This window comes from Kitasatospora sp. NPDC101235, from assembly GCF_044767505.1.
GTDB lineage: Bacteria > Actinomycetota > Actinomycetes > Streptomycetales > Streptomycetaceae > Kitasatospora.
Genome location: NZ_JBIWNZ010000019.1, coordinates 45,615 through 63,477, shown reverse-complemented (window position 1 = coordinate 63,477; position 17,863 = coordinate 45,615). Strand labels below are relative to the sequence as shown.

Genomic DNA, 17,863 nt, shown 5'->3' with positions numbered 1-17,863 from the left:
TCCGGAGAGCACGCGATGACCACCCACGCGCTGCCAGTCGCCACCTGGCACAGCCTGCACCTCGCGCTGCCGCTGCCCGCCCGCGAGGCCGACGCCTTCCTCACCGAGGACCTCGCCCCGCTGATGGACGGGCTCGCCGACACCGAGTGGTTCTTCATCCGCTACGGCGAGGGCGGCCCCCACCTGCGCATCCGCTACCGCGGCCCGGGCCCGGCGCCCGACTCCCTCGCCGCCGGGCTCACCCGCCTCGCCGCCCGCCGCACCCCGATCGACGGCCCGTTCGCGGGCGGGCACGGTGAAGTCACGGCGGTCCCGTACGAGCCCGAGACCGAGCGCTACGGCGGCGCGGCCCTGCTGCCGGTCGCCGAGGAGGTGTTCACCCACTCCACCCGCACCGCCGTCCGCGCCCTGCGCGCCCTCGGCGCGGCCTCCGAGCACCGGCTGCCGCTCGCGCTCGACCTCGCCCACACCACCGCACACGCCCTCGGCCTCGACGAACTCGCCGCCTCCCGCTGGCTGCGCCGCCACGCCGCCTCCTGGCGGTGGGTCACCGAGTTCCGGCCGCTGCCCGGGGCCGCCGTCCACGTCCGGGTCAACACGGTGTTCGCCCGGCAGCGGGAGGCACTGGCCCACCGGGCCCGGGCGCTGCGCGCGGCGCTGGACGCCGGTACGGCCGAGCCCTGGCTGGGGGAGTGGGCGGCGCGGGTCGCGGAGACCGCGGCCCGGATGCGGGCCGTGGCGGCCCCGGAATCCGCGGAGCGCCTCTCCTGGATCTGGGCCTCCCAGCTGCACATGCTGTTCAACCGGCTCGGCGTCGGCCCCGACGAGGAGCGGGCGGTCTGCCGCCTCGCCGCCCGTACCCTGCTGGAGACCGGGCAGCCGTTCACCTTCTTCCCCGCCGACCACCACGCCCCGGACCACCAGTACCTGGAGCGCAGCAAGTTCCAGATCGGCCGCAGCGAGGACACCGCCCTGCGCGATCTGCCGCACCGCCCGGTGTCGCGCCCCCGCCCCGGCGACCTCCCGCTGCCCGCCGACCCGCTGCCGCCCGTCACCCTCGCCGACGCCCTGCGCACCCGCCACTCCACCCGGGGCCCGCTGACCGGCCCGCTCACCGCCGGCGCCCTCGGCGGACTGCTCTGGTCCGCCTACGCCCCGAACCCCGGCACGGGCCACCGCCCGTACCCCAGCGCGGGCGCCCTGCACACCGTCCGACTGCGGGTGCTCGCCCTCGCCGTGGACGGCCTGCCCGCCGGCACCTACCAGTGCCTTCCCGAACACCGCAGCCTGCGACCGATCGGCCCGGCCCCCGCCCTCGACGACCTCAAGGCGCTCTCCTCCTACCTCTCCCGCCCGGCCGACGACCCGGACGCCATCGGCATCGACCAGGCGCCCGCCGTCCTCGCCGTCCACCTCGACCTGGCCCACCTGCGCCGCCGCTACGGCCTGCGCGCCCTGCGCCTCGGCCTCCTGGAAGCAGGCCACCTCACCCAGAACCTCCTGCTGACCTCCGCGGCCTTCGGTCTCGGCACCACCCCCCTCGGCGGCCTCCAGGACGACCTGGCCCACGAACTCCTCGGCCTGGACGACCTCGGCGAGCCCGTTCAGTACCTGCTCCCACTGGGCCGGCCGGGGGCGGTGTGAGGCCGGGTGCCGAACCGCCGGTGGGGAGACGGCATCACGGAGCCGCCTGCACCCGACCGCCGAAGAAGACCTGCACCTCCCGGATCAGCCCGTCCCGGACGGTGATCGCCTCGACGTTGCGGTAACGGTCGCCGGTGGTCAGCTCGTACTCGTAGTAGGCGAGGACGAGTTCCTCGTCGGCGGGCGTCACCCGCAGCAGCCGTTGCTCCGTGAACCGGTCGGCGGTGGGGAAGCAGCGCTCGAAGAACGCGGCCTTGCCGATGCGGTCGTCCTGGGGGCTGGTGAAGGTGAAGTCCTCGGCGTACAGCGGCAGGGCCGCCTCCCGGTCCTGCGACCGGTAGCAGCGGAACGCCGCCTCGACGATGCCGGCGGGGGTGCCGTTCATGCGATCTCCATGGTTCGGAATCAGTCTGCGAGCCCCAGTGGGTCCGGGGCGGTGGCCAGCAGTTCGGGGCCGTTGTTGCGGACGCTGTTGACGGCAGTGGGGACGGCGCGGACGCGCAGGGCGCCGTCGGCGGGGCGGCGCAGCAGGTGGTGGAGTTCGGCGGGGTCGGTGTGAGCGGGGGAGAGCCAGGTGGAGAGGTCGTCGGGGGCGATGGCGAGGGGCATCCGGTCGTGGACGCGGCCGGCGGAGTCGGTGGCGTCCGTGGTGATGACGGTGGCGGTGGCCAGCCAGGCGAGCGGGTCGTCCTCGGGGCGGGTGCGGTCGCGCCAGAACTCGTAGAGTCCGGCCATCAGCATGACGCCGCCGGTGCTGAGGAAGTACGGCTGCTTGTACTTCTTGTGGTCGGCGCCGGCGGGGACCTCGCGCCACTCGAAGTAGCCGTCGGCGGGGATCACGCAGCGGCGGGCGGTGAAGGCCTTGCGGAAGGCGGGCTTGGTGTCGACGGTCTCCGAGCGGGCGTTGATCATGCGGGCGCCGCCGGACGGGTCCTTGGACCAGGACGGGACCAGGCCCCAGCGCAGCGGGCGCAGTTGGCGCAGCAGTTCGCCGGTCTCCCGGTCGACGCGCTCCAGGACGGCCGGGACCGGGTCGGTCGGGGCGACGTTCCAGCTCGGCGCGAAGGTCTCGGCCGGGTCCCAGCGGAGCTCTCCGAGCAGCGAGACGAGGTCCTGGGGCGTGGTGGTGGAGACGAAGCGGCCGCACATGCCCCCAGCCTCCCACGGTGCACGGACAACGGCGTTCAGCGCGGCGTGTGCCCGCCCGGGGTGTGCCCGAAGGTGCGGCGGAACACGTCGATGAAGGCGCTGGCCGAGGCCCAGCCGCAGCGGTGCGCCACGGTGGTGACCGGCAGGCCCTCGGCGAGCAGCACCAGGGCGTGGTGCAGTCGCAGCTGGGTGCGCCACTGGCGGAAGGTCATGCCGAGGTCGGCGCGGAACAGCCGGGAGAGGGTGCGGTCGCTGGCGCCGACGGTGCGGCCGAGTTCGGCGAGCGTGCGGCCGTCGGCCGGGTCGGCCTCCAGCAGCGCGCACAGTGACCGCAGCAGGGGCGTGGCGGGGGTGGGCAGGTGGAGGGGCTGCTGGGGGGAGGCGCGCAGCTGGTCGAGCAGGACGGCGCGCAGCCGGGTGCGTTCGGGGCTGTCCCGCTCCGCGGTTCGGGTGTAGGCGATGATCAGTTCGCGCAGCAGCGGGCCGACGGCGAGGACGGTCGGGCGGCCGAGGCCGAGCGGGTTGTCGGCGGCGGGCAGGCCGACCAGGTGGAGTTCGAGTTCGCCGTGGGCCTGGTGGGCGTGGACGGTACCGGCCGGGATCCACAGGGCGCGGTTGCCGGGGGCGACCCAGGAGCCGGCGTCGGTGGTGATGCTCAGTACACCGCGGGCCGCGTAGGCGATCTGGTGGTCGTCGTGCCGGTGCGCGTCGATGGCGCCGCCGGAGGGCAGGAGCCGGGCCTCGGTCGAGGCGACGGGATCATGGCGGATTCTCGGCATCGGATGGCAGGTTATCGGAAGTTCGACAGCACGTGCAGGCCCGAGGCTGGCGGCATGCCGAAGAACTCCGACCGCCGGTCGATCCTGCTGCTCTCCGTCGGGCACTCCTGTGTGGACGTCTACCAGGGTGCGGTGGCGGCCCTGGTGCCGTTCTTCGCGGCCGAGCGCCACTACGGCTACGCCGCCGTGTCCGGGGTGGTGCTCGCGGCCTCGCTGCTCTCCTCGGTGGCGCAGCCGCTGTTCGGGGCGCTCACCGACCGTCGGCCGCTGCCCTGGCTGCTGCCGGTCAGCACCCTGCTGGGCGGTGCGGGCATCGCGCTCAGCGGGGTGAGCGGCTCGTACGGGCTGACGCTGGCCTTCGTGGCGCTGTCCGGGGTCGGGGTGGCGGCCTACCATCCGGAGTCGGCCCGGGTGGCCCGGCTGGCGGCCCAGCGGGTCCAGGGGGCAGCGGGGTCGCAGGGCGGGCCGGGCACGCATCGGGGGATGGCCTGGTTCTCGCTGGGCGGCAACCTGGGCTTCGCGGCCGCCCCGCTGCTGGTCGCCGCCGTGGTCGGGACGGGCGGACTGCGGCTGACCCCGTTGCTCGCCCTGCCCGCGCTGGCGGGCGCCGCGCTCTGCCTGCCGGTGCTGCGCGAGCTGGAGCGGCGGGCGGCCGGGGCGGCGCAGGCACCGGTGCCCGCCGCCGACGACCGGGCCGCGTTCCTGCGGCTGTCGCTGGCGGTGGTCTGCCGCTCGATCGCCTTCGTCGGCCTGAGCACCTTCCTCTCGCTGTTCGCCACCCAGCGTCTCGGTGGCGGTCCGGCGGCGGGCACCGCGGCGCTGGTGGTGCTGTACGCGGGCGGTGCGGTGGGCTCGGTGCTGGGCGGCGCGCTGGCGGACCGCTGGGGGCGGGTCGCGGTGGCCCGCTGGTCGTACCTGGTGGCGGCGGTCGCGGTGGCCGGGATGCTGCTGGTGCCGGGCCCGGTGCTGTACCTGTTCGTGGCGCTGACCTCGGCGGGGCTGTACGTGCCGTTCTCCCTGCAGGTGACGCTGGGGCAGGACTACCTGCCGTCGCGGATCGGCACGGCGAGTGGGATCACCCTCGGGCTGACGGTGAGCATCGGCGGCCTGGCGAGCCCGGTGATCGGCAGCCTCGCGGACGCGACCTCGCTGCGCACGGCGCTGCTGCCGCTGGTGCTGATGCCGCTGCTGAGCTGGGCACTGTTTCGGACGCTGCCGGAGCCGGTGGTGCCGTCCGCCGGCTCCGAGCCCGCGGGTGCCGGGACGACACCGGTCAGCCGGTGACCGTCGTGACCACCTCCGCGTAGGCGTCGAACAGCCGGGTGCGGACCATCGCGTCCACCAGCACGCGGGTCGGGATCTCCTGCATGACGATCACTCTAGTGTGTTCATATTTGTTACGATCGTTTTTAGAACGATCGATTGGTGAGTGAACGATATGAAGATGTTCGGCAAGCGCCCGCGGCTCTGGGGATCGCTGCTGGCCGTGGCCGTGCTGATGGCCGGCGTGGGCGGCTGGGTCGTGTACCAGAACGAGTACGACCTCACGGAGGAGCGGGTCACCGTCACCGGCGGCAAGCAGCCGCTCCAGGGCGTGCTGGCCCGCCCCACCGGCGGCCACGGACCGTACGGACTCGTGGTCTTCGTCCACGGCGACGGACCTCGCCGACCGTGACGTCGACGCCGCCCGCCGCGCCGCCGCCGCACTGGCCGCCGGCTCACCGGTGCCCGTACGCGCGACCCGGGTCGACGTCACCGACGAGCGGGAGCTGCACGCGGCCCTCGCGGACGCCGACGCCGTGGTCAACACCGTCGGCCCGTACTACCGCTACGGCCTCGACGTGCTGCGCGCCGCGATCCGCACCGGCACCCACTACCTGGACATCTGCGACGACTGGGAACCCACCGTCGCGATGTTGGAACTGGACGACGAGGCCCGCGCCGCCGGGGTGCGCGCGATGCTCGGCATGGGCGCCGGCCCGGGCGTCAGCAACCTGCTCGCCGCCCGGGCCGCCGCCCGCCTCGACACCCTGACCGACGTCCACACCGCCTGGCCGGTCGACGTCGGCCCGGAGGCGGACACCTCGCTGCGCGACCCGAGCGGCGCGGTGTCGGCTGCCGCCGTGCACTGGATGCAGCAGATCAGCGGGACGGTCGCGGCGGTGGAGGGCGGCCGGCTCGTCCGGCGGCCCCCGCTGCGCCCGGTCACGAGGCGGACACCTCGCTGCGCGACCCGAGCGGCGCGGTGTCGGCTGCCGCCGTGCACTGGATGCAGCAGATCAGCGGGACGGTCGCGGCGGTGGAGGGCGGCCGGCTCGTCCGGCGGCCCCCGCTGCGCCCGGTCACCCTCGACCTGCCCGGCGGCCACCGCGGCACCGCCTACACCGTCGGCCACCCGGAGCCGGTCACCCTGCACCGCAACCTGCGGCCCGCCGGCGACGCGGCCAACCTCATGGTGGTGTCCGTCGCCACCGCCGCCTACCTGGACGTGCTGCGCGACGAGCTCGACGCCGGACGGCTGACCAACGAGAGCGCCGCCGCCGACCTCGACCACCCCACCGTGCGCCGCACCCTGCGCGCCGCCGCCCGCGCCCCTCGTCTCCGGGGCCCGGGCACCCTCCCGCCGTTCTTCGCCGCCGCCACCGGCACGCGCGACGGCCGCCCCGCCGCGGCCCTCGCCCGTCTGACCGGGGCGGAGGCGCTGCTGGCGGACATGGCGGAGGCGACGGGGGTCCCGGCGGGGTTGGGGCTGGCGCAGCTCTTGGACGCAACGGTGGGGCCGGCGGGGGTGCACGCGCCGGAGGCAGTGATCGACGGCGAGCGGTTCTTCCGCGACCTGGCGCGCGAGTGCCCCGGGGTGGAGGTGGTGGAGGACCTCTAGGGGGCGTCGGCGGCCAGGTGACTCGTGCTCCACGGGCGCAGCTTCTCCGGGTTGCGGACCGCCCAGATGTGGGTGACCCGGCCGTCCGCCAGGCCGAACGCCGCCACCGTTGCGTTGACGCCGGCGTGCCGGGCGACCAGGCCGGGGCGGCCGTTGACGGTCCGTTCGAGGAGCGTGAGCCCGGGGGCCCTGTCGGCGAGGTGGATCAGGTACTGGGCGATCCGCTCGCCGCCCACCACCGGGCGCAGGGCGGCGCCGGCCAGGCCGCCGCCGTCGGCGGTCATCGTGGCGTCGGGGGCGAGCAGACCGACCAGGGCAGCGATGTCCCGGGCCTCCCAGGCCTGCTTGAAGTGCCGCACCAGACCGGCCTGCGCGCCCGTCGGCGTCGCCGGGGCCTGTACGGCCCTGACCCGGCGGCGGGCGGAGGTGGCCAGCTGCCGGCAGGCAGCCGGGGTCCGGCCGACGATCCCGGCGACCTCGGGGAAGGGGTAGCGGAAGACGTCGTGCAGGACGAACGCCACCCGTTCGGCCGGGGTCATCGTCTCCAGGACGAGCAGGAAGGCCATGTCCACCGACTCGTCCAGCGTGACCCAGTCCGCGGGATCGGCGGGTCCGCCGCCGGCCGACCCGCCGATCCACTCGCTGCGGTCGGGCAGCGGCTCGGGGAGCCACTCGCCCACGTAGCGCTCCCGCCGGGCCCGGGCCGATCCGAGCAGGTCCAGGCAGACCCGGGTGACCACCGTGGTCAGCCAGGCGCCGGGCGAGGCGATGGCCTCCTGCTGCGGTCGCGACAGTGCGTACCAGCGCGCGTACGCCTCCTGCACCGCGTCCTCGGCCTCGGCCAGCGAACCGAGCAGCCGGTAGGCGAGGTTGACGAGCTGCCGCCGCTCGCCGACGATCACGCTCAGGTCAGGTACGGACCGCTCCCGCCCGGGCTCGGCTGTGGTGCTCATGGTCGGGGCCACTCCCTGCTGCGTCTCGTCCGCTTCCGCTCTCGCCGCTCCGACTCGACAGTGCACCGGAGTGCGATCCCCGGCCCGGGACGCAACCCCGCCTCACACTTCGCCGGCCTGTGTCGTCGGATCACCGGGACACTATCGATCAACCGCCGCGAGGCAGAAGAGGGGTACGCAACATGGCCATCCACAGCACGGCGGGTGCAACGGCGCGAACGGCGTCGGGAACGGTGGTGGAACAGCGCACCCGTACCTTCCTGCGCGTCTCCGTCGCGCTCCAGACCGCGACCGTCTTCCTGCAGGCGGTCTCGGCCGGCCTGCTGCTCTCCACCTCCTACGGCGAAACTCTGCACGGCGTCGGTGCGCGGGTGATGTACGGGGCCTCGATGCTGTACGTGCTCGCCGCCGTCCTGGCCTGGCGGCCGGGCGGCGGATCGCCCCGCCCGATCCTGTACGCGTCCGGCTTCCTGGTGCTGGCCTCGGCGCAGGTCGTCCTCGGCATCGCGCACGTGCCGTCCGTCCACGTCCCGCTGGGCGTGCTCATCTTCGGCCTGAGCGTGGCGGTGCTGGTCCGGATGCCGGCCGCCCGCTCTGCGCAGCGGACGGCCGGTACCCGGGAGTGAGGGACCCTCAGGAGCCGAGGGTCCAGCTCTGGCCGGCGGCCGGGCGGGTGGTGACGGGGGTTCCGGCGGTGCCGGCGCCCGCGTCGAGGACGAGGCCGGTGGCGACGTTGGTGACGGTGACGGCGCCGGCCGGGTCCTGCGTCAGCTTCCACTCCTGCCAGGGGTTGCCGGGCGACAGGTCGAGCAGGTAGGCGCTGTAGCCGGCCGAGCTTCCGGCGGAGAGCACGGTGTGCCGGTGGGTGTCGGTGTCGCAGTTGTCGGTGATCCGGACGGTGCCGTCGGAGTTGGTGGTGAAGGTCCACTGCTGGGCGGCGTCACCGGGGCGCTGCGCCTCCAGGTCGGTGATCGAGCCGATCGGCGCGGTGCAGGAGCCGAGCAGCGACAGTGCGAGGCCGCCGCTGGTCAGCGCGTGGTACTTGCCGTCGTCGACGACGCCCGACGGCCCGCCCGTCGACTTCGGGGTGAGCCGGTAGAGGGCCGCGCCGTGCGCCGGGAGCGAGGCGCCGAGCGGTCCGGTGACGGTCGAACTCGCGCCCGTCCACAGCTCCTTGGCCTGGTAGCCGGAGCCGCCGAGGCCGAGTTCGGTGAGGCTGGTGGCGACGGTGCGGCCGGCCGACGGGTCCTGGTTGACCAGCAGCACGGCGGTGTCGCCGTTGGCGAGCTGCCGCTTGAGGACCACCGGCGCGTGCCCGTCGGCAGGCTTGGCGCCGACCAGGGTGGCGGGCTTGGCCAGGCTGTCCTGGTCGACGGCGATCACCTCGCGGTTCTTCAGGACCGCCAGGCTCGCCTCGTTGATCCCGGTGGACCAGGTGTAGCCGCGGTCGCTGTGCTGGGACTGCGCGGCGGTGCGCAGGTCGGCACCGGAGATCAGCGGCGCGGCGAGCATGGCGAGGATCGAGGTCTCGGTGCGGGACTCGTCGTCGGTGAAGGGCTTGTGGCAGACGCAGGTGTCCGTGGTGCCCCACAGGCCGTAGACGTCCTGCCAGCCGGTGAACATCATGTCGAGGTCGTTCCAGCTGCCCGGGCGGACGTTGCCCGGGTACTGCAGCGCGGTGCGCAACTGCCCGTTCCAGAGCACCCCGTCGAGCTCGCTGTCCCGGTCGCCGCCGATCCGGCAGAGATTGGCGACCTGGCCGCACCAGACGCCGGTGGGCGCGTAGCCGGGGGCGTTGAAGGGGGCGGTCCCGGCGGCCTGGACCACCGGGTCGGTGCGGGCCGGGTCGTCGGCGGCGAGCAGGTACGGGACGCCGGTGTGGGCGGGCTGAGCGGAGACGCTGAGGGTGACCTTGGGCTTGCCCTGGGCGGCGGAGGCGGCGTCCAGGGCGTGCTGGAAGGTCTGCACCCGGGCGTATATGGAGCGGGTCAGCTCCTTGCCCTCGCCCTGGGTGTAGTAGTTGTGCCCGTCCGGGCCGACGATCTGAGGGCCGTACGGGCAGTCGTCGTACTTGACGAAGTCGACGCCCCAGGAGACGAAGTCGGCCGCGTCGGTGGACTCGTGGCCGAGGCTGCCGGGGTGCATCTGGCAGGTGAGGTAGGTGTCGGTGGCGTACAGACCGAACTTCATGCCCTTGCTGTGCGCGTAGCGGGCCAGGTACTCGATGCCGTTGACGCTGCGCCCGTCCACGGTCTGCGCGGGGAAGTGGTCGGGGCGGGGGATCAGGTGGCCGGAGGTGGGGTCGCCGCCGTTCCCGTCGGTGCCGCTGACCGGGTTCCCGGCGTTGTCGTACAACTGCATGCCGCCGTCGGCGTTGCGGACGAGGTCGGTGTTCTGGCCGTCGCGGTGCCAGAGTGACCAGCCGTCGTCGATGGTGACGGTGTCGTAGCCGGCCGCCACCAGGCCGTTGGCGGCCATGAAGTCGATGGTCTGGACGACCTGCTCCTGGGTGACCTCGGTGCCGAGGGAGTTCCAGGAGTTCCAGCCCATGGGCGGGGTCAGGGCGTTGCCGTTGCCGAGCGCGGCGGCGGGGGCGGCCGTGCCGAGGCCGACGGCTCCGAGGCCGGCGGTGGCGAGGGCGAGGGAGAGCAGGGATGCCGCGACACGGCGGCGGGTTCGGCGCATGTGCGCCCTCCTGAGGGTGTGGGGGGGGAATGGCGGTCCGTCAGGGAGTCCCAGGGGAGAGCGCGGCCGGCCGGGTGGGGCCGGCCGGCCGCGGTGGTGCGGTGTGGGGGTCAGTCGGTGACGGTCACGGTCGCGGAGCGGCCGGGGGCGAGGGTCACGGTGGTGGTGGTGAAGGCCGCGCCGTCGACGGTCGTGGTGCGGGCCTCGCGCTGCTCGCCGTCGACGGTGATGCGGGCGTGCTGCCCGGGGAAGCGGGCCTCCCAGGTCAGCGGCTCGGCACCGGTGTTGGTGACGGTGCTGCGCTGCGCGCCGTCGTGGCGGACGGTCACCGTGCCGGCGCCGACCGGGATGCCCGCGACCTGGAGCCAGCCCATCGAGGCGGGCAGCTGCGGGACGGTGGTGAGTGCGTGACCGGCGGCGTCCGGGGTGACGCCGAGCAGGCCCTGGACGGTCTGGGCGAGCAGGGTGAACGGGACCTCGGGGTAGTCGCCGTTCAGCATCGCGCCGCTCACGTGCGGCTCGCCGGTGCTCTCGTAGATGTGCCGCATCCACTTCCAGGCGGTGGTGCCGTCGTGGTTGGCGAAGAACGCGTCCGGCAGGTAGGTGTAGGCCTCCAGGTTGGCCGAGCGTTCCGGGCCGGAGTCGGCGGCGTCGATGGCGGCCAGGTACCCGTCCCGGCGCGGGCCCGGGTCGAGCAGCCGCTTGACGGGCATCAGCACGCTCGCCTCGTAGCCCCAGCCGGTGATCGGCTTGCCGGCGGTGTCGTAGCCGTGCACCACCTCGCCGGGCTGCGAACCGTCCACGCTCCAGGTGGAGTTGACGTACGTGCGCAGCCGGTCGGCGGCCTTCCGGTAGCCGGCGGCGGACGAGGCGTCACCCCGGGCCTCGGCCAGCGCGGCCGCGGCGAGGTAGGCCTGGTACTGGGCGCCGACCGCGTCGCCGGCCTCGGCGTAGGTGCGGGTGGCGTTCTCGGCGTAGCTGGCGGTACCGGCGAAGATGCTGCGGCTGGTGGCCTGCGGGATCGGCACCCCGCCGTTGTCGACCGGGCCGGGGCGGGCGGCGATGAACGGGCCGAGGGTGTTGCGGACGTACCGGCCGAGGCCCGGATCCTCGGCGTAGTCGCGGTCGCCGGTCCAGCGGAAGGCCTCGCCGGCCTGCTGGACGAGTTCGAACGGCGCTGGCAGCTCGCGGACGAAGCGGTCGGGGCTCCGGTAGTCGATGGCGAGGTGGCTGCGGGCGTCGAAGTTGAGCGCCCAGACCGGGTAGAGCTTGTTGACGTCCGTGGCGGAGGCGGCGAAGCCGCGCAGCATGGTCTTGTTCTCGGCGTCCAGGCCGAGCAGGTGGGCGCCGACCAGCTGGTGGGCGAAGTCACGGCTGTAGAAGGCGGAGCGGAACGGGTAACCGGCCCAGTAGCTGGCGTCGTAGGTGCCGGTGCCGGTGCCGCCGGGGTGGTTCTCGTCCTGGTCGAGCACGCCGGTGGCGCCGGCCTGCTGCACCCAGCTGTTGGCCTTGGTCTTCGCCCAGTCGAAGAGGGCGACGGCCTCGGGGTCGGAGGAGCTGATCACCGGGTCGTTGGGGGCGGCCGGGGCGACGGCGGCGTCGTCCACGTTGACCCAGCCCGTCGGGGAGGAGCCGATGGTGAGGGTCAGCCGGTCGCCGGGGGCGACCGGCACCCGGGGGAGGGTGTACTTCGCGTAGACGGGCTGCTCGGGCAGCGGGAGGGAGCGCACGACGGTGCCGTTGACGCTCACCGAGAAGGTGCCGCCCGCGCCGCCCGTCGCGATCCAGGCGGACAGGTCGTAGGTGCCCGCGGAGACGGCGGTCACCTGCTGGCTGACCGCGTAGCCGGGGCCGGCGTCGAGGTAGGCGAGGCGGCTGCCGCCGTGCGGGTTGTTGGTGGCGGTGCCGGTGTGGCCGGTGAAGGTCCAGCTGCCGGAGCCCTGCTCGAAGCCGGGGTCGGCGAGGACCAGCGGCTCGGTGCGGGTGAGCGTCCAGCGGTGGGAGGGGCGGGCGTCGCAGTGGTGGTTCACCGGGGTCGGGTCGGCGGTCAGACAGGCGCCGGTGCCGCGCGCGGTGAGGGTGTAGGTGCCCTGCGGTGCGCGGGAGAGGGTGAAGCGCTCGGCCTCGGGGGAGCTGCCGCAGTCGGCGGTGGCGGGTCGGTGGTCCGGGCCGCCGAGGGTGAGGCAGCGGTTGCTGGCGGCGTTGACCAGGAGGTAGTCGCCGCCGCTGCGGCGCAGCTGCCAGCGCTGGCTGAGCAGCCGGCCGCAGGCCGCGCCGACCACCGGGGTGCCGGGGGCGGGCTGGGCGTACTGGGGGCCGAGGCAGCTGCCGTCCAGGGCGGAGCCGAGCACGTAGCTGCCGCCGTCGACGAGCGGTGTCCCGGCGGCCGCCGGGGCCGGGGCGGCGCCGAGGGCCTGGGCGGCGAGGACGGTCAGGAGGGCGAGACCGGTCGGTAAGGCGCGGGGGTGGGGCGGCATGGCTGAGCTACCTCCGGTCGGGTGGGTGGGCGATGGTGGCCGATGGGTTTTGAACGTTCAAATTCGGCAACAGCGGTGTGACGCATCGCATGTGATGGGTGACATTTCACATCCCTGGCTCGATCGCGTCAACGGGCTGTACCGTGACGACTTCCGGAAGGTGACCGTCAGAAGCGGTGAAGGCCCTGCCTGGCGGGGGTGGGCAGGGCCTTCACGTCGGTGGGGGTGTGGTCCGGGGTCCCGTGACGGTCGGGGCCCCGGACGGGGCTCAGCGGCCGAGGGCGGCGAGCGTCTGGTCCAGGCTCGGCGTGCCGGGGCGGGGCCGGTTGTACGGGAGCTTGGAGAGCAGTGAGCCCATCGCGCAGGTGTTGCTCAGCGCGGAGAAGGCCAGCCCGCCGCCGACGGCCGCGGAGACCCAGCGGGCGCCCGGCAGGGCGAGGTCGAGGAGCACGCCGGCCAGGACCAGCGAGCCGGCCACCAGGCGGACCTGGCGGTCCAGTGCCCACACCCGGCGGGCGCCGGCCACCTGGTCCAGGGGTCGGCCGGCGTTCGCCCAGGCGTTGGTGCCGCCGGTGAGGGTGAGGGTCGGGATGCCGGCGTCGGCCAGCCGGTGGCAGGCGTTGTCGGCACGCGGCCCGGCGGCGCAGACCACGGCGATCTCGCCGTGCCCGGCGGCTTCGCGCAGCGCGGGCAGGGCGCGGTCGAGCTGGTCCAGCGGGACGTTCAGGGCGCCGGGGATGTGGCCCGCGGCGTACTCGCCGGGGGAGCGGACGTCGATGAGGGTGAGCTGTTCGAGGCGGGGCTGGAGCTGCTCGACGGTCAGTGGCGTGGTCATCGGAGTGGGGTCCTCTCGGGAAGGGTGGTACCGGTGGTGGGGGTGGGATCGGGGGCGTCGGCCCGCCGCTGTGATCAGCTCAGCGTGGTGATCAGCATCAGCGCGGCGACGGCGAGCAGGGCGATGGCGAAGGCCTTCTGGAGGGTGCGCCCGCTGAGCTTGTCGGCCAGCCGCTTGCCGTCCCAGGCGCCGAGGATCGCGGCCCCGGTGAAGGGCGCGGCCACGGCCCAGTCGATCGCTCCGGTCGCGCCGAGGCGGGGGAGCAGGGCGGCGAGCGAGTTGGCGGTGATGACCAGCAGGCTGGTGCCGACCGCCTCGGCCATGGTGAAGGCGAGCACCGACACCAGGGCCGGTACGGCGAGGAAGCCGCCGCCGACGCCGAGCAGCCCGGTGACGGCGCCGAGTCCGGCGCCCGCCGCCGTGGAGCGGCCGAGTCCTGCGGCGGAACGTTCCTGCGCCTGCGCCTTGGGTGGCATCAGCATCCGCCAGGCCGCGAGCGCCGCCAGCACGGCGAAGGCGCCGGTCAGCAGCGCGCCCGGCAGATGGGCGGACAGTGCCCCGGCGGCCATGGCGGCGGGCAGTCCGGCGGCGGCGAAGAGCGCGCCGGTACGCCAGCGGACCCGGCCGGCCCGGGCGTGGGCGAGCAACCCGGTCAGCGAGGTCGCGGCGACGATCACCAGGCTGGCGGTGGTGGCCAGCGCCGGGCTGAAGCCCAGCAGGTAGACCAGCGCGGGGACGGCGAGCATGCTGCCGCCGCCGCCCAGCCCGCCCAGTGCGAGCCCGACCACCGCACCGGCGGCGAGCGCCAGAAGCAGCGTGGTCATATCACGTGGCCGGCGCCGCCGCCAGGCGTGGTGACCGGCAGCCCGGCCAGAGCCCAGGCGTTCATGCCCCCGGCCACGTTCAGCACCTCGACGCCGCGCTGCGCGAGCAGCTCCGCCGCGCGCTGGGAGCGGTTGCCGGAGCGACAGATCGCCAGCACGGTCCGCCCGGCCGCTTCGGGCGGCAGCGGGACGCCGGCGGCCAGCCCGATCAGGGGCTGGTGCAGCGAGCCGGGGGCGTGCCCGGCGGTGAACTCGGCGGCCTCCCGGACGTCGAGCAGGACGGCGGCGCCGGTGCGGGCGAGCTCGTGGGCCTCGGCGGGGTTGGCCTGCCCGGGGGCGCTGTGTCCGTGGGCGTTGGGCCCGTGGGCGTGCGGCGGCAAAGGCATGTGATGTCTCCAGTGGTGCAGGCCGGACCGCAGTGGTCCGGAGTGACGGGGGTGTCGCGGGTTCCGCGGGCGTCCGTACGGGCCCAGTGGCCCGGCGCGGTGGCGTGACCGCGCATCCTCGGCTCCGCCCGTACCTGGCTCGGTGGCGGTGGCCGTCCCCCTCGATGTCCACCATAGTACCCCCGGGGGTATTATCGAAATCGTTCGTCCATACCCCCGCCCGTATCGGTCGGTGAGGCCGTATGCTGGCAAATATACCGAGGGGGGTATCAAGGTGGCGCTGTGGCGCCCGACGCAGCCCAGGAGGGTTCCCGTGCACTTCGCCCAGTTCGCGGAGCCCGAATATCGAGGGGGAGGGCAGTTCGGTCGCACCGCCGCCGCGTGATAGGGCAAGAGAGGAGCGTCTCCAGCAGGTTCGTGCATCGGCGCCGGCGGCCACGTGGCCGATCGCAGGGAGCCGTATCTCGACAGAGACGCGCCGAGCGGTTGCGTCCGTCGGAATAAATACCCCCGGGGGTATGCTTGAATGCGTGGCCAGCTGGTCAGACCCCAACGAAAGGAGACACCCCGTGATCTTCAGTCAGTACTACCTTGACTGCCTCTCCCAGGCGTCCTACCTGATCGCCGACGAGACCACCCGCCAGGCCGTGATCGTCGACCCCCGCCGGGACGTCGACGAGTACCTCGCCGACGCCACGGCGCGTGGCCTGACCGTCGTCGGCGTCATCAACACCCACTTCCACGCCGATTTCCTCGCCGGCCACCTCGAACTCGCAGCCCGCACCGGCGCCTGGATCGGCTACGGCCACCGCGCCGAGACCGAGTACCCCATCCGCCACCTCACCGACGGCGAACGCATCTCCCTCGGCGACGTCACCCTCCGGATCATGGAGACCCCCGGACACACCCCCGAGTCGATCAGCATCCTCGTCTACGAGCACGCGGCCGACGAAGTCCCGTACGGCGTGCTCACCGGCGACGCCCTGTTCATCGGCGACGTCGGCCGCCCTGACCTGCTCGCCTCCGCCGGCGTCACCGCCGAGGACCTCGGCGCCATGCTCTACGACAGCATCCACCGCAAGCTCATGGCCCTGCCCGACGAGGTCCGCGTCTTCCCTGCTCACGGCGCCGGCTCCGCCTGCGGCAAGAATCTCTCCACCGAGAAGCAGTCCACCATCGGCGCACAGCGCCTGACCAACTACGCCTGCCAGCCCATGGACGAGGACGCCTTCGTCCGCATCGTCGCCGCCGGTCAGCCCGCCGCCCCCGCCTACTTCGGCCACGACGCCGCCCTCAACCGGCAGGACCACCCGCTGCTCGACCGCGCGAATGCCGACCGCCCCCTGTGCCCCGAAGGCTTCAAGGAAGTCCGCACCGCAGGCGCCGTCGTCCTCGACGCCCGCAGCCCCCAGGACTTCGGCGCGGGACACATCCGCGGCGCCATCAACGTCCCCATCGACGGCCGCTTCGCCGAACAGGCCGGCACCGTCCTCACCCCTGACAGCACCATCGCGATCATCGCGCCGCAGGACCGTGAGGACGAGGTCATCACCCGCCTCGCCCGCATCGGCTTCGATCGCATCGCCGGCTACCTGCGTAGCCCCAGCAGCGCCTTGCCCGCCCTGGCCGACGAGGTCACCCCCGCCAGCCGCCTCACCGCCGACCAGCTGCGGACCGCACTCGCCGGCGAGCAGCCCCCCACCGTCCTGGACGTGCGCACCTGCGGCGAACGCGAAACAGGATTCATCGAGGGATCCCTGCACATCCCCCTGGCCGAGCTCCCCCGCCGCCTGAACGAGATCCCCACCGACCGCCCCCTGGTCGTCCACTGCGCCAGCGGCCACCGCTCCTCCATCGCCGCCAGCCTGCTGCGCCACCACGGTCGCACCGATGTCTCCGACCTCCTTGGCGGCTATGGCGCCTGGCACACCCTCACCCACTCCGTCTGAGGCTGAGCCCGGCCGTCCCGGCCCACCCCCCTGCCCGGGCCGCGGGCGTTCCTCAAGGTTGCTCCCGCCACGTGCCCCCAGGACGCCAACCCATCGGTGCCCGGTCCGGGGGCGGGGGAGGGGGCGGGGGCACAGCCGCGGGGGTGCGGAACAGATGTGATGCTTCTGGGATGTGGTTCGTGCAGCAGGTCACCTGAAGTCCCTCCCGCCGCGTGATCAAGATCTACAGCTGGAGTGTCAGGCGCCGGACAGGGTGACTGCCACTTCGAACGCGCGGTTCGAACCATCGCTCCGAGAGGGAACCAGAGGCCTGGTGAACCATCCCCCGTCAGCGAATCGTCGGCATTGGTAGGCGGGGGGGCCGAACAGCCCGCCCCCAGGGCTGAGGTGAACCGCAGCCGTACGACTCGAAACGGCACGGCCCGAAGCAAGCAGGCAGCCCACTCAGGAGCAGAACAGATGACCTTATCCGAGACCTTCTCGGCCTTCTACTCTTCACTCGGCACCGTTGCACGGGCCCCCGGCGGGGCGGCGGCACCAGATGAGGGGCCGGCCATGCCGTCCTGGCTGGCGCAGGTGTCGGAGGTGCTGTTCGACGGCATGGACGCCGACGTGGCGAGGACCTGGGCGCGCCGTGTGCACCAGGAGTTGGAGCGATTGAACGGCAGGGTGCCCTTCAGCGTGGTTCACGACTGGTACTGCTCCGCCGTCGGCCCGATACTGACCGAGGCGAGTGCACGGCGCGGCGGGTCCGACGCGCCGCACGAGGCCGCACTGGCCTTGCGTGCACGGGCCCTGAGCGGCGGTCGGATCGACGAGGGCACGTGGCGCACGGCGCTCGAACCGGAGATGCGGGAGCTCTTCCGCCACGCGTACCCCTACGCCGAGGCCTACGCCACGGCCGCTGCCGCCGCCGGCTCCTATGCGCTGGCGAACGGCTACGGCGAGGCCGAGGCCGCCCAGTACGGCGAGACCTATGCGGAGCTCAACACCGCAGCCAACGTGCGTTCCCATGCCGACGCGAACGCCCTGGCCAACTCGGCCTCCGTGGCGGCCGCGTACGCGGCGGCGGACCCGGCCGCCTATGCCGAGACCTATCCGTCCGCCCGGGTCCGCGCGGTGGTGCGGGTCCATGCCGGCCGGCAGGACGAGCGCGGCGAGCGCGCCACCTGGGCGCGGCTGGCCGACGGTCTCGCCGCCGGCCTGGCCCGCGCAGGCGCGGCCTGAACCGGACCGACCCGGCACCCGGTCGAGCCCGACGGCGCAGTCGGTTCCCGGGCCCGGGTCCGAGCCCGAGCCGG

The 17,863-nt window shown here is 73.9% G+C and carries 16 protein-coding genes and 1 pseudogene; 8 read left to right on the top strand and 9 right to left on the bottom strand.

Features of this window, described 5'->3' with window-relative positions:
* Positions 1-15: 15 nt before the first annotated feature.
* Positions 16-1,644, top strand: coding sequence for a thiopeptide-type bacteriocin biosynthesis protein (locus ACIRRH_RS28005; protein ID WP_403072898.1), 1,629 nt, complete (start codon positions 16-18; stop codon positions 1,642-1,644).
* Between the two features lie 34 nt (positions 1,645-1,678).
* On the opposite strand, the gene ACIRRH_RS28000 is transcribed toward ACIRRH_RS28005, so the two are convergent.
* Genes ACIRRH_RS28000 through ACIRRH_RS27990 form a run of 3 tightly spaced genes read right to left on the bottom strand, consistent with a single transcriptional unit; the run spans position 1,679 to position 3,572 of the window.
* Positions 1,679-2,029 carry a nuclear transport factor 2 family protein gene (locus ACIRRH_RS28000; RefSeq protein ID WP_403072895.1) on the bottom strand — a complete coding sequence of 117 codons (351 nt, stop codon included), beginning with the start codon at positions 2,027-2,029 and terminating at the stop codon, positions 1,679-1,681.
* Positions 2,030-2,049: 20 nt separating this feature from the next.
* Positions 2,050-2,793, bottom strand: coding sequence for an SOS response-associated peptidase (locus ACIRRH_RS27995; RefSeq protein ID WP_403072892.1), 744 nt, complete (start codon positions 2,791-2,793; stop codon positions 2,050-2,052).
* Between the two features lie 35 nt (positions 2,794-2,828).
* Positions 2,829-3,572: an AraC family transcriptional regulator gene (locus ACIRRH_RS27990; RefSeq protein ID WP_403072889.1), complete on the bottom strand. Its 744-nt coding sequence runs from the start codon at positions 3,570-3,572 to the stop codon at positions 2,829-2,831.
* A gap of 54 nt (positions 3,573-3,626) precedes the next feature.
* Here ACIRRH_RS27990 and ACIRRH_RS27985 point away from each other — a divergent pair, with 54 nt between their 5' ends.
* From ACIRRH_RS27985 to ACIRRH_RS27970, 4 genes and pseudogenes are all read left to right on the top strand, one after another.
* The gene (locus tag ACIRRH_RS27985) at positions 3,627-4,856 is read left to right on the top strand and encodes an MFS transporter (RefSeq protein ID WP_403072886.1); all 1,230 of its coding nucleotides are present in this window, start codon (positions 3,627-3,629) and stop codon (positions 4,854-4,856) included.
* Positions 4,857-5,001: 145 nt separating this feature from the next.
* On the top strand, positions 5,002-5,247 hold the full coding sequence (locus ACIRRH_RS27980) for a hypothetical protein (RefSeq protein WP_403072883.1): 246 nt from the start codon (positions 5,002-5,004) through the stop codon (positions 5,245-5,247).
* 31 nt (positions 5,248-5,278) lie between these two features.
* Positions 5,279-5,473, top strand: a pseudogene (locus tag ACIRRH_RS27975) (saccharopine dehydrogenase NADP-binding domain-containing protein); the annotation flags it as partial.
* A gap of 368 nt (positions 5,474-5,841) precedes the next feature.
* Positions 5,842-6,453: a hypothetical protein gene (locus ACIRRH_RS27970; RefSeq protein ID WP_403072880.1), complete on the top strand. Its 612-nt coding sequence runs from the start codon at positions 5,842-5,844 to the stop codon at positions 6,451-6,453.
* Here ACIRRH_RS27970 and sigJ read toward each other — a convergent pair.
* A complete protein-coding gene (gene sigJ, locus ACIRRH_RS27965) occupies positions 6,450-7,406 on the bottom strand; it encodes an RNA polymerase sigma factor SigJ (protein WP_403072877.1) in 957 nt (318 codons plus the stop codon). The two genes, ACIRRH_RS27970 and sigJ, sit on opposite strands and share 4 nt — an antisense overlap.
* Positions 7,407-7,588: 182 nt before the next feature.
* Between sigJ and ACIRRH_RS27960 the strand changes: the two genes are divergently transcribed.
* On the top strand, positions 7,589-8,032 hold the full coding sequence (locus ACIRRH_RS27960) for a hypothetical protein (protein WP_403072874.1): 444 nt from the start codon (positions 7,589-7,591) through the stop codon (positions 8,030-8,032).
* A gap of 7 nt (positions 8,033-8,039) precedes the next feature.
* On the opposite strand, the gene ACIRRH_RS27955 is transcribed toward ACIRRH_RS27960, so the two are convergent.
* The 5 genes from ACIRRH_RS27955 to ACIRRH_RS27935 form a co-directional block, all read right to left on the bottom strand.
* On the bottom strand, positions 8,040-10,091 hold the full coding sequence (locus tag ACIRRH_RS27955) for an alpha-galactosidase (RefSeq protein ID WP_403072871.1): 2,052 nt from the start codon (positions 10,089-10,091) through the stop codon (positions 8,040-8,042).
* Between the two features lie 110 nt (positions 10,092-10,201).
* Complete coding sequence (locus ACIRRH_RS27950) at positions 10,202-12,568, bottom strand: RICIN domain-containing protein (protein ID WP_403072868.1); 2,367 nt, start codon at positions 12,566-12,568, stop codon at positions 10,202-10,204.
* Between the two features lie 268 nt (positions 12,569-12,836).
* Entirely contained in the window at positions 12,837-13,403 is a 567-nt protein-coding gene (locus tag ACIRRH_RS27945; RefSeq protein ID WP_403072865.1) for a rhodanese-like domain-containing protein, read from the bottom strand.
* Between the two features lie 74 nt (positions 13,404-13,477).
* Positions 13,478-14,227 carry a sulfite exporter TauE/SafE family protein gene (locus ACIRRH_RS27940; protein WP_403072862.1) on the bottom strand — a complete coding sequence of 250 codons (750 nt, stop codon included), beginning with the start codon at positions 14,225-14,227 and terminating at the stop codon, positions 13,478-13,480.
* Positions 14,224-14,613, bottom strand: a complete 390-nt coding sequence (locus tag ACIRRH_RS27935; RefSeq protein WP_403072859.1) for a rhodanese-like domain-containing protein — start codon at positions 14,611-14,613, stop codon at positions 14,224-14,226. The genes ACIRRH_RS27940 and ACIRRH_RS27935 overlap by 4 nt, the downstream gene beginning before the upstream one ends.
* A 569-nt stretch (positions 14,614-15,182) precedes the next feature.
* Here ACIRRH_RS27935 and ACIRRH_RS27930 point away from each other — a divergent pair.
* Together ACIRRH_RS27930 and ACIRRH_RS27925 are read left to right on the top strand one after the other, a co-directional pair.
* Entirely contained in the window at positions 15,183-16,562 is a 1,380-nt protein-coding gene (locus ACIRRH_RS27930) for a rhodanese-like domain-containing protein (protein ID WP_403072857.1), read from the top strand.
* Between the two features lie 459 nt (positions 16,563-17,021).
* On the top strand, positions 17,022-17,789 hold the full coding sequence (locus tag ACIRRH_RS27925; protein WP_403072854.1) for a SpcZ: 768 nt from the start codon (positions 17,022-17,024) through the stop codon (positions 17,787-17,789).
* The last annotated feature ends 74 nt before the right edge of the window (positions 17,790-17,863 follow it).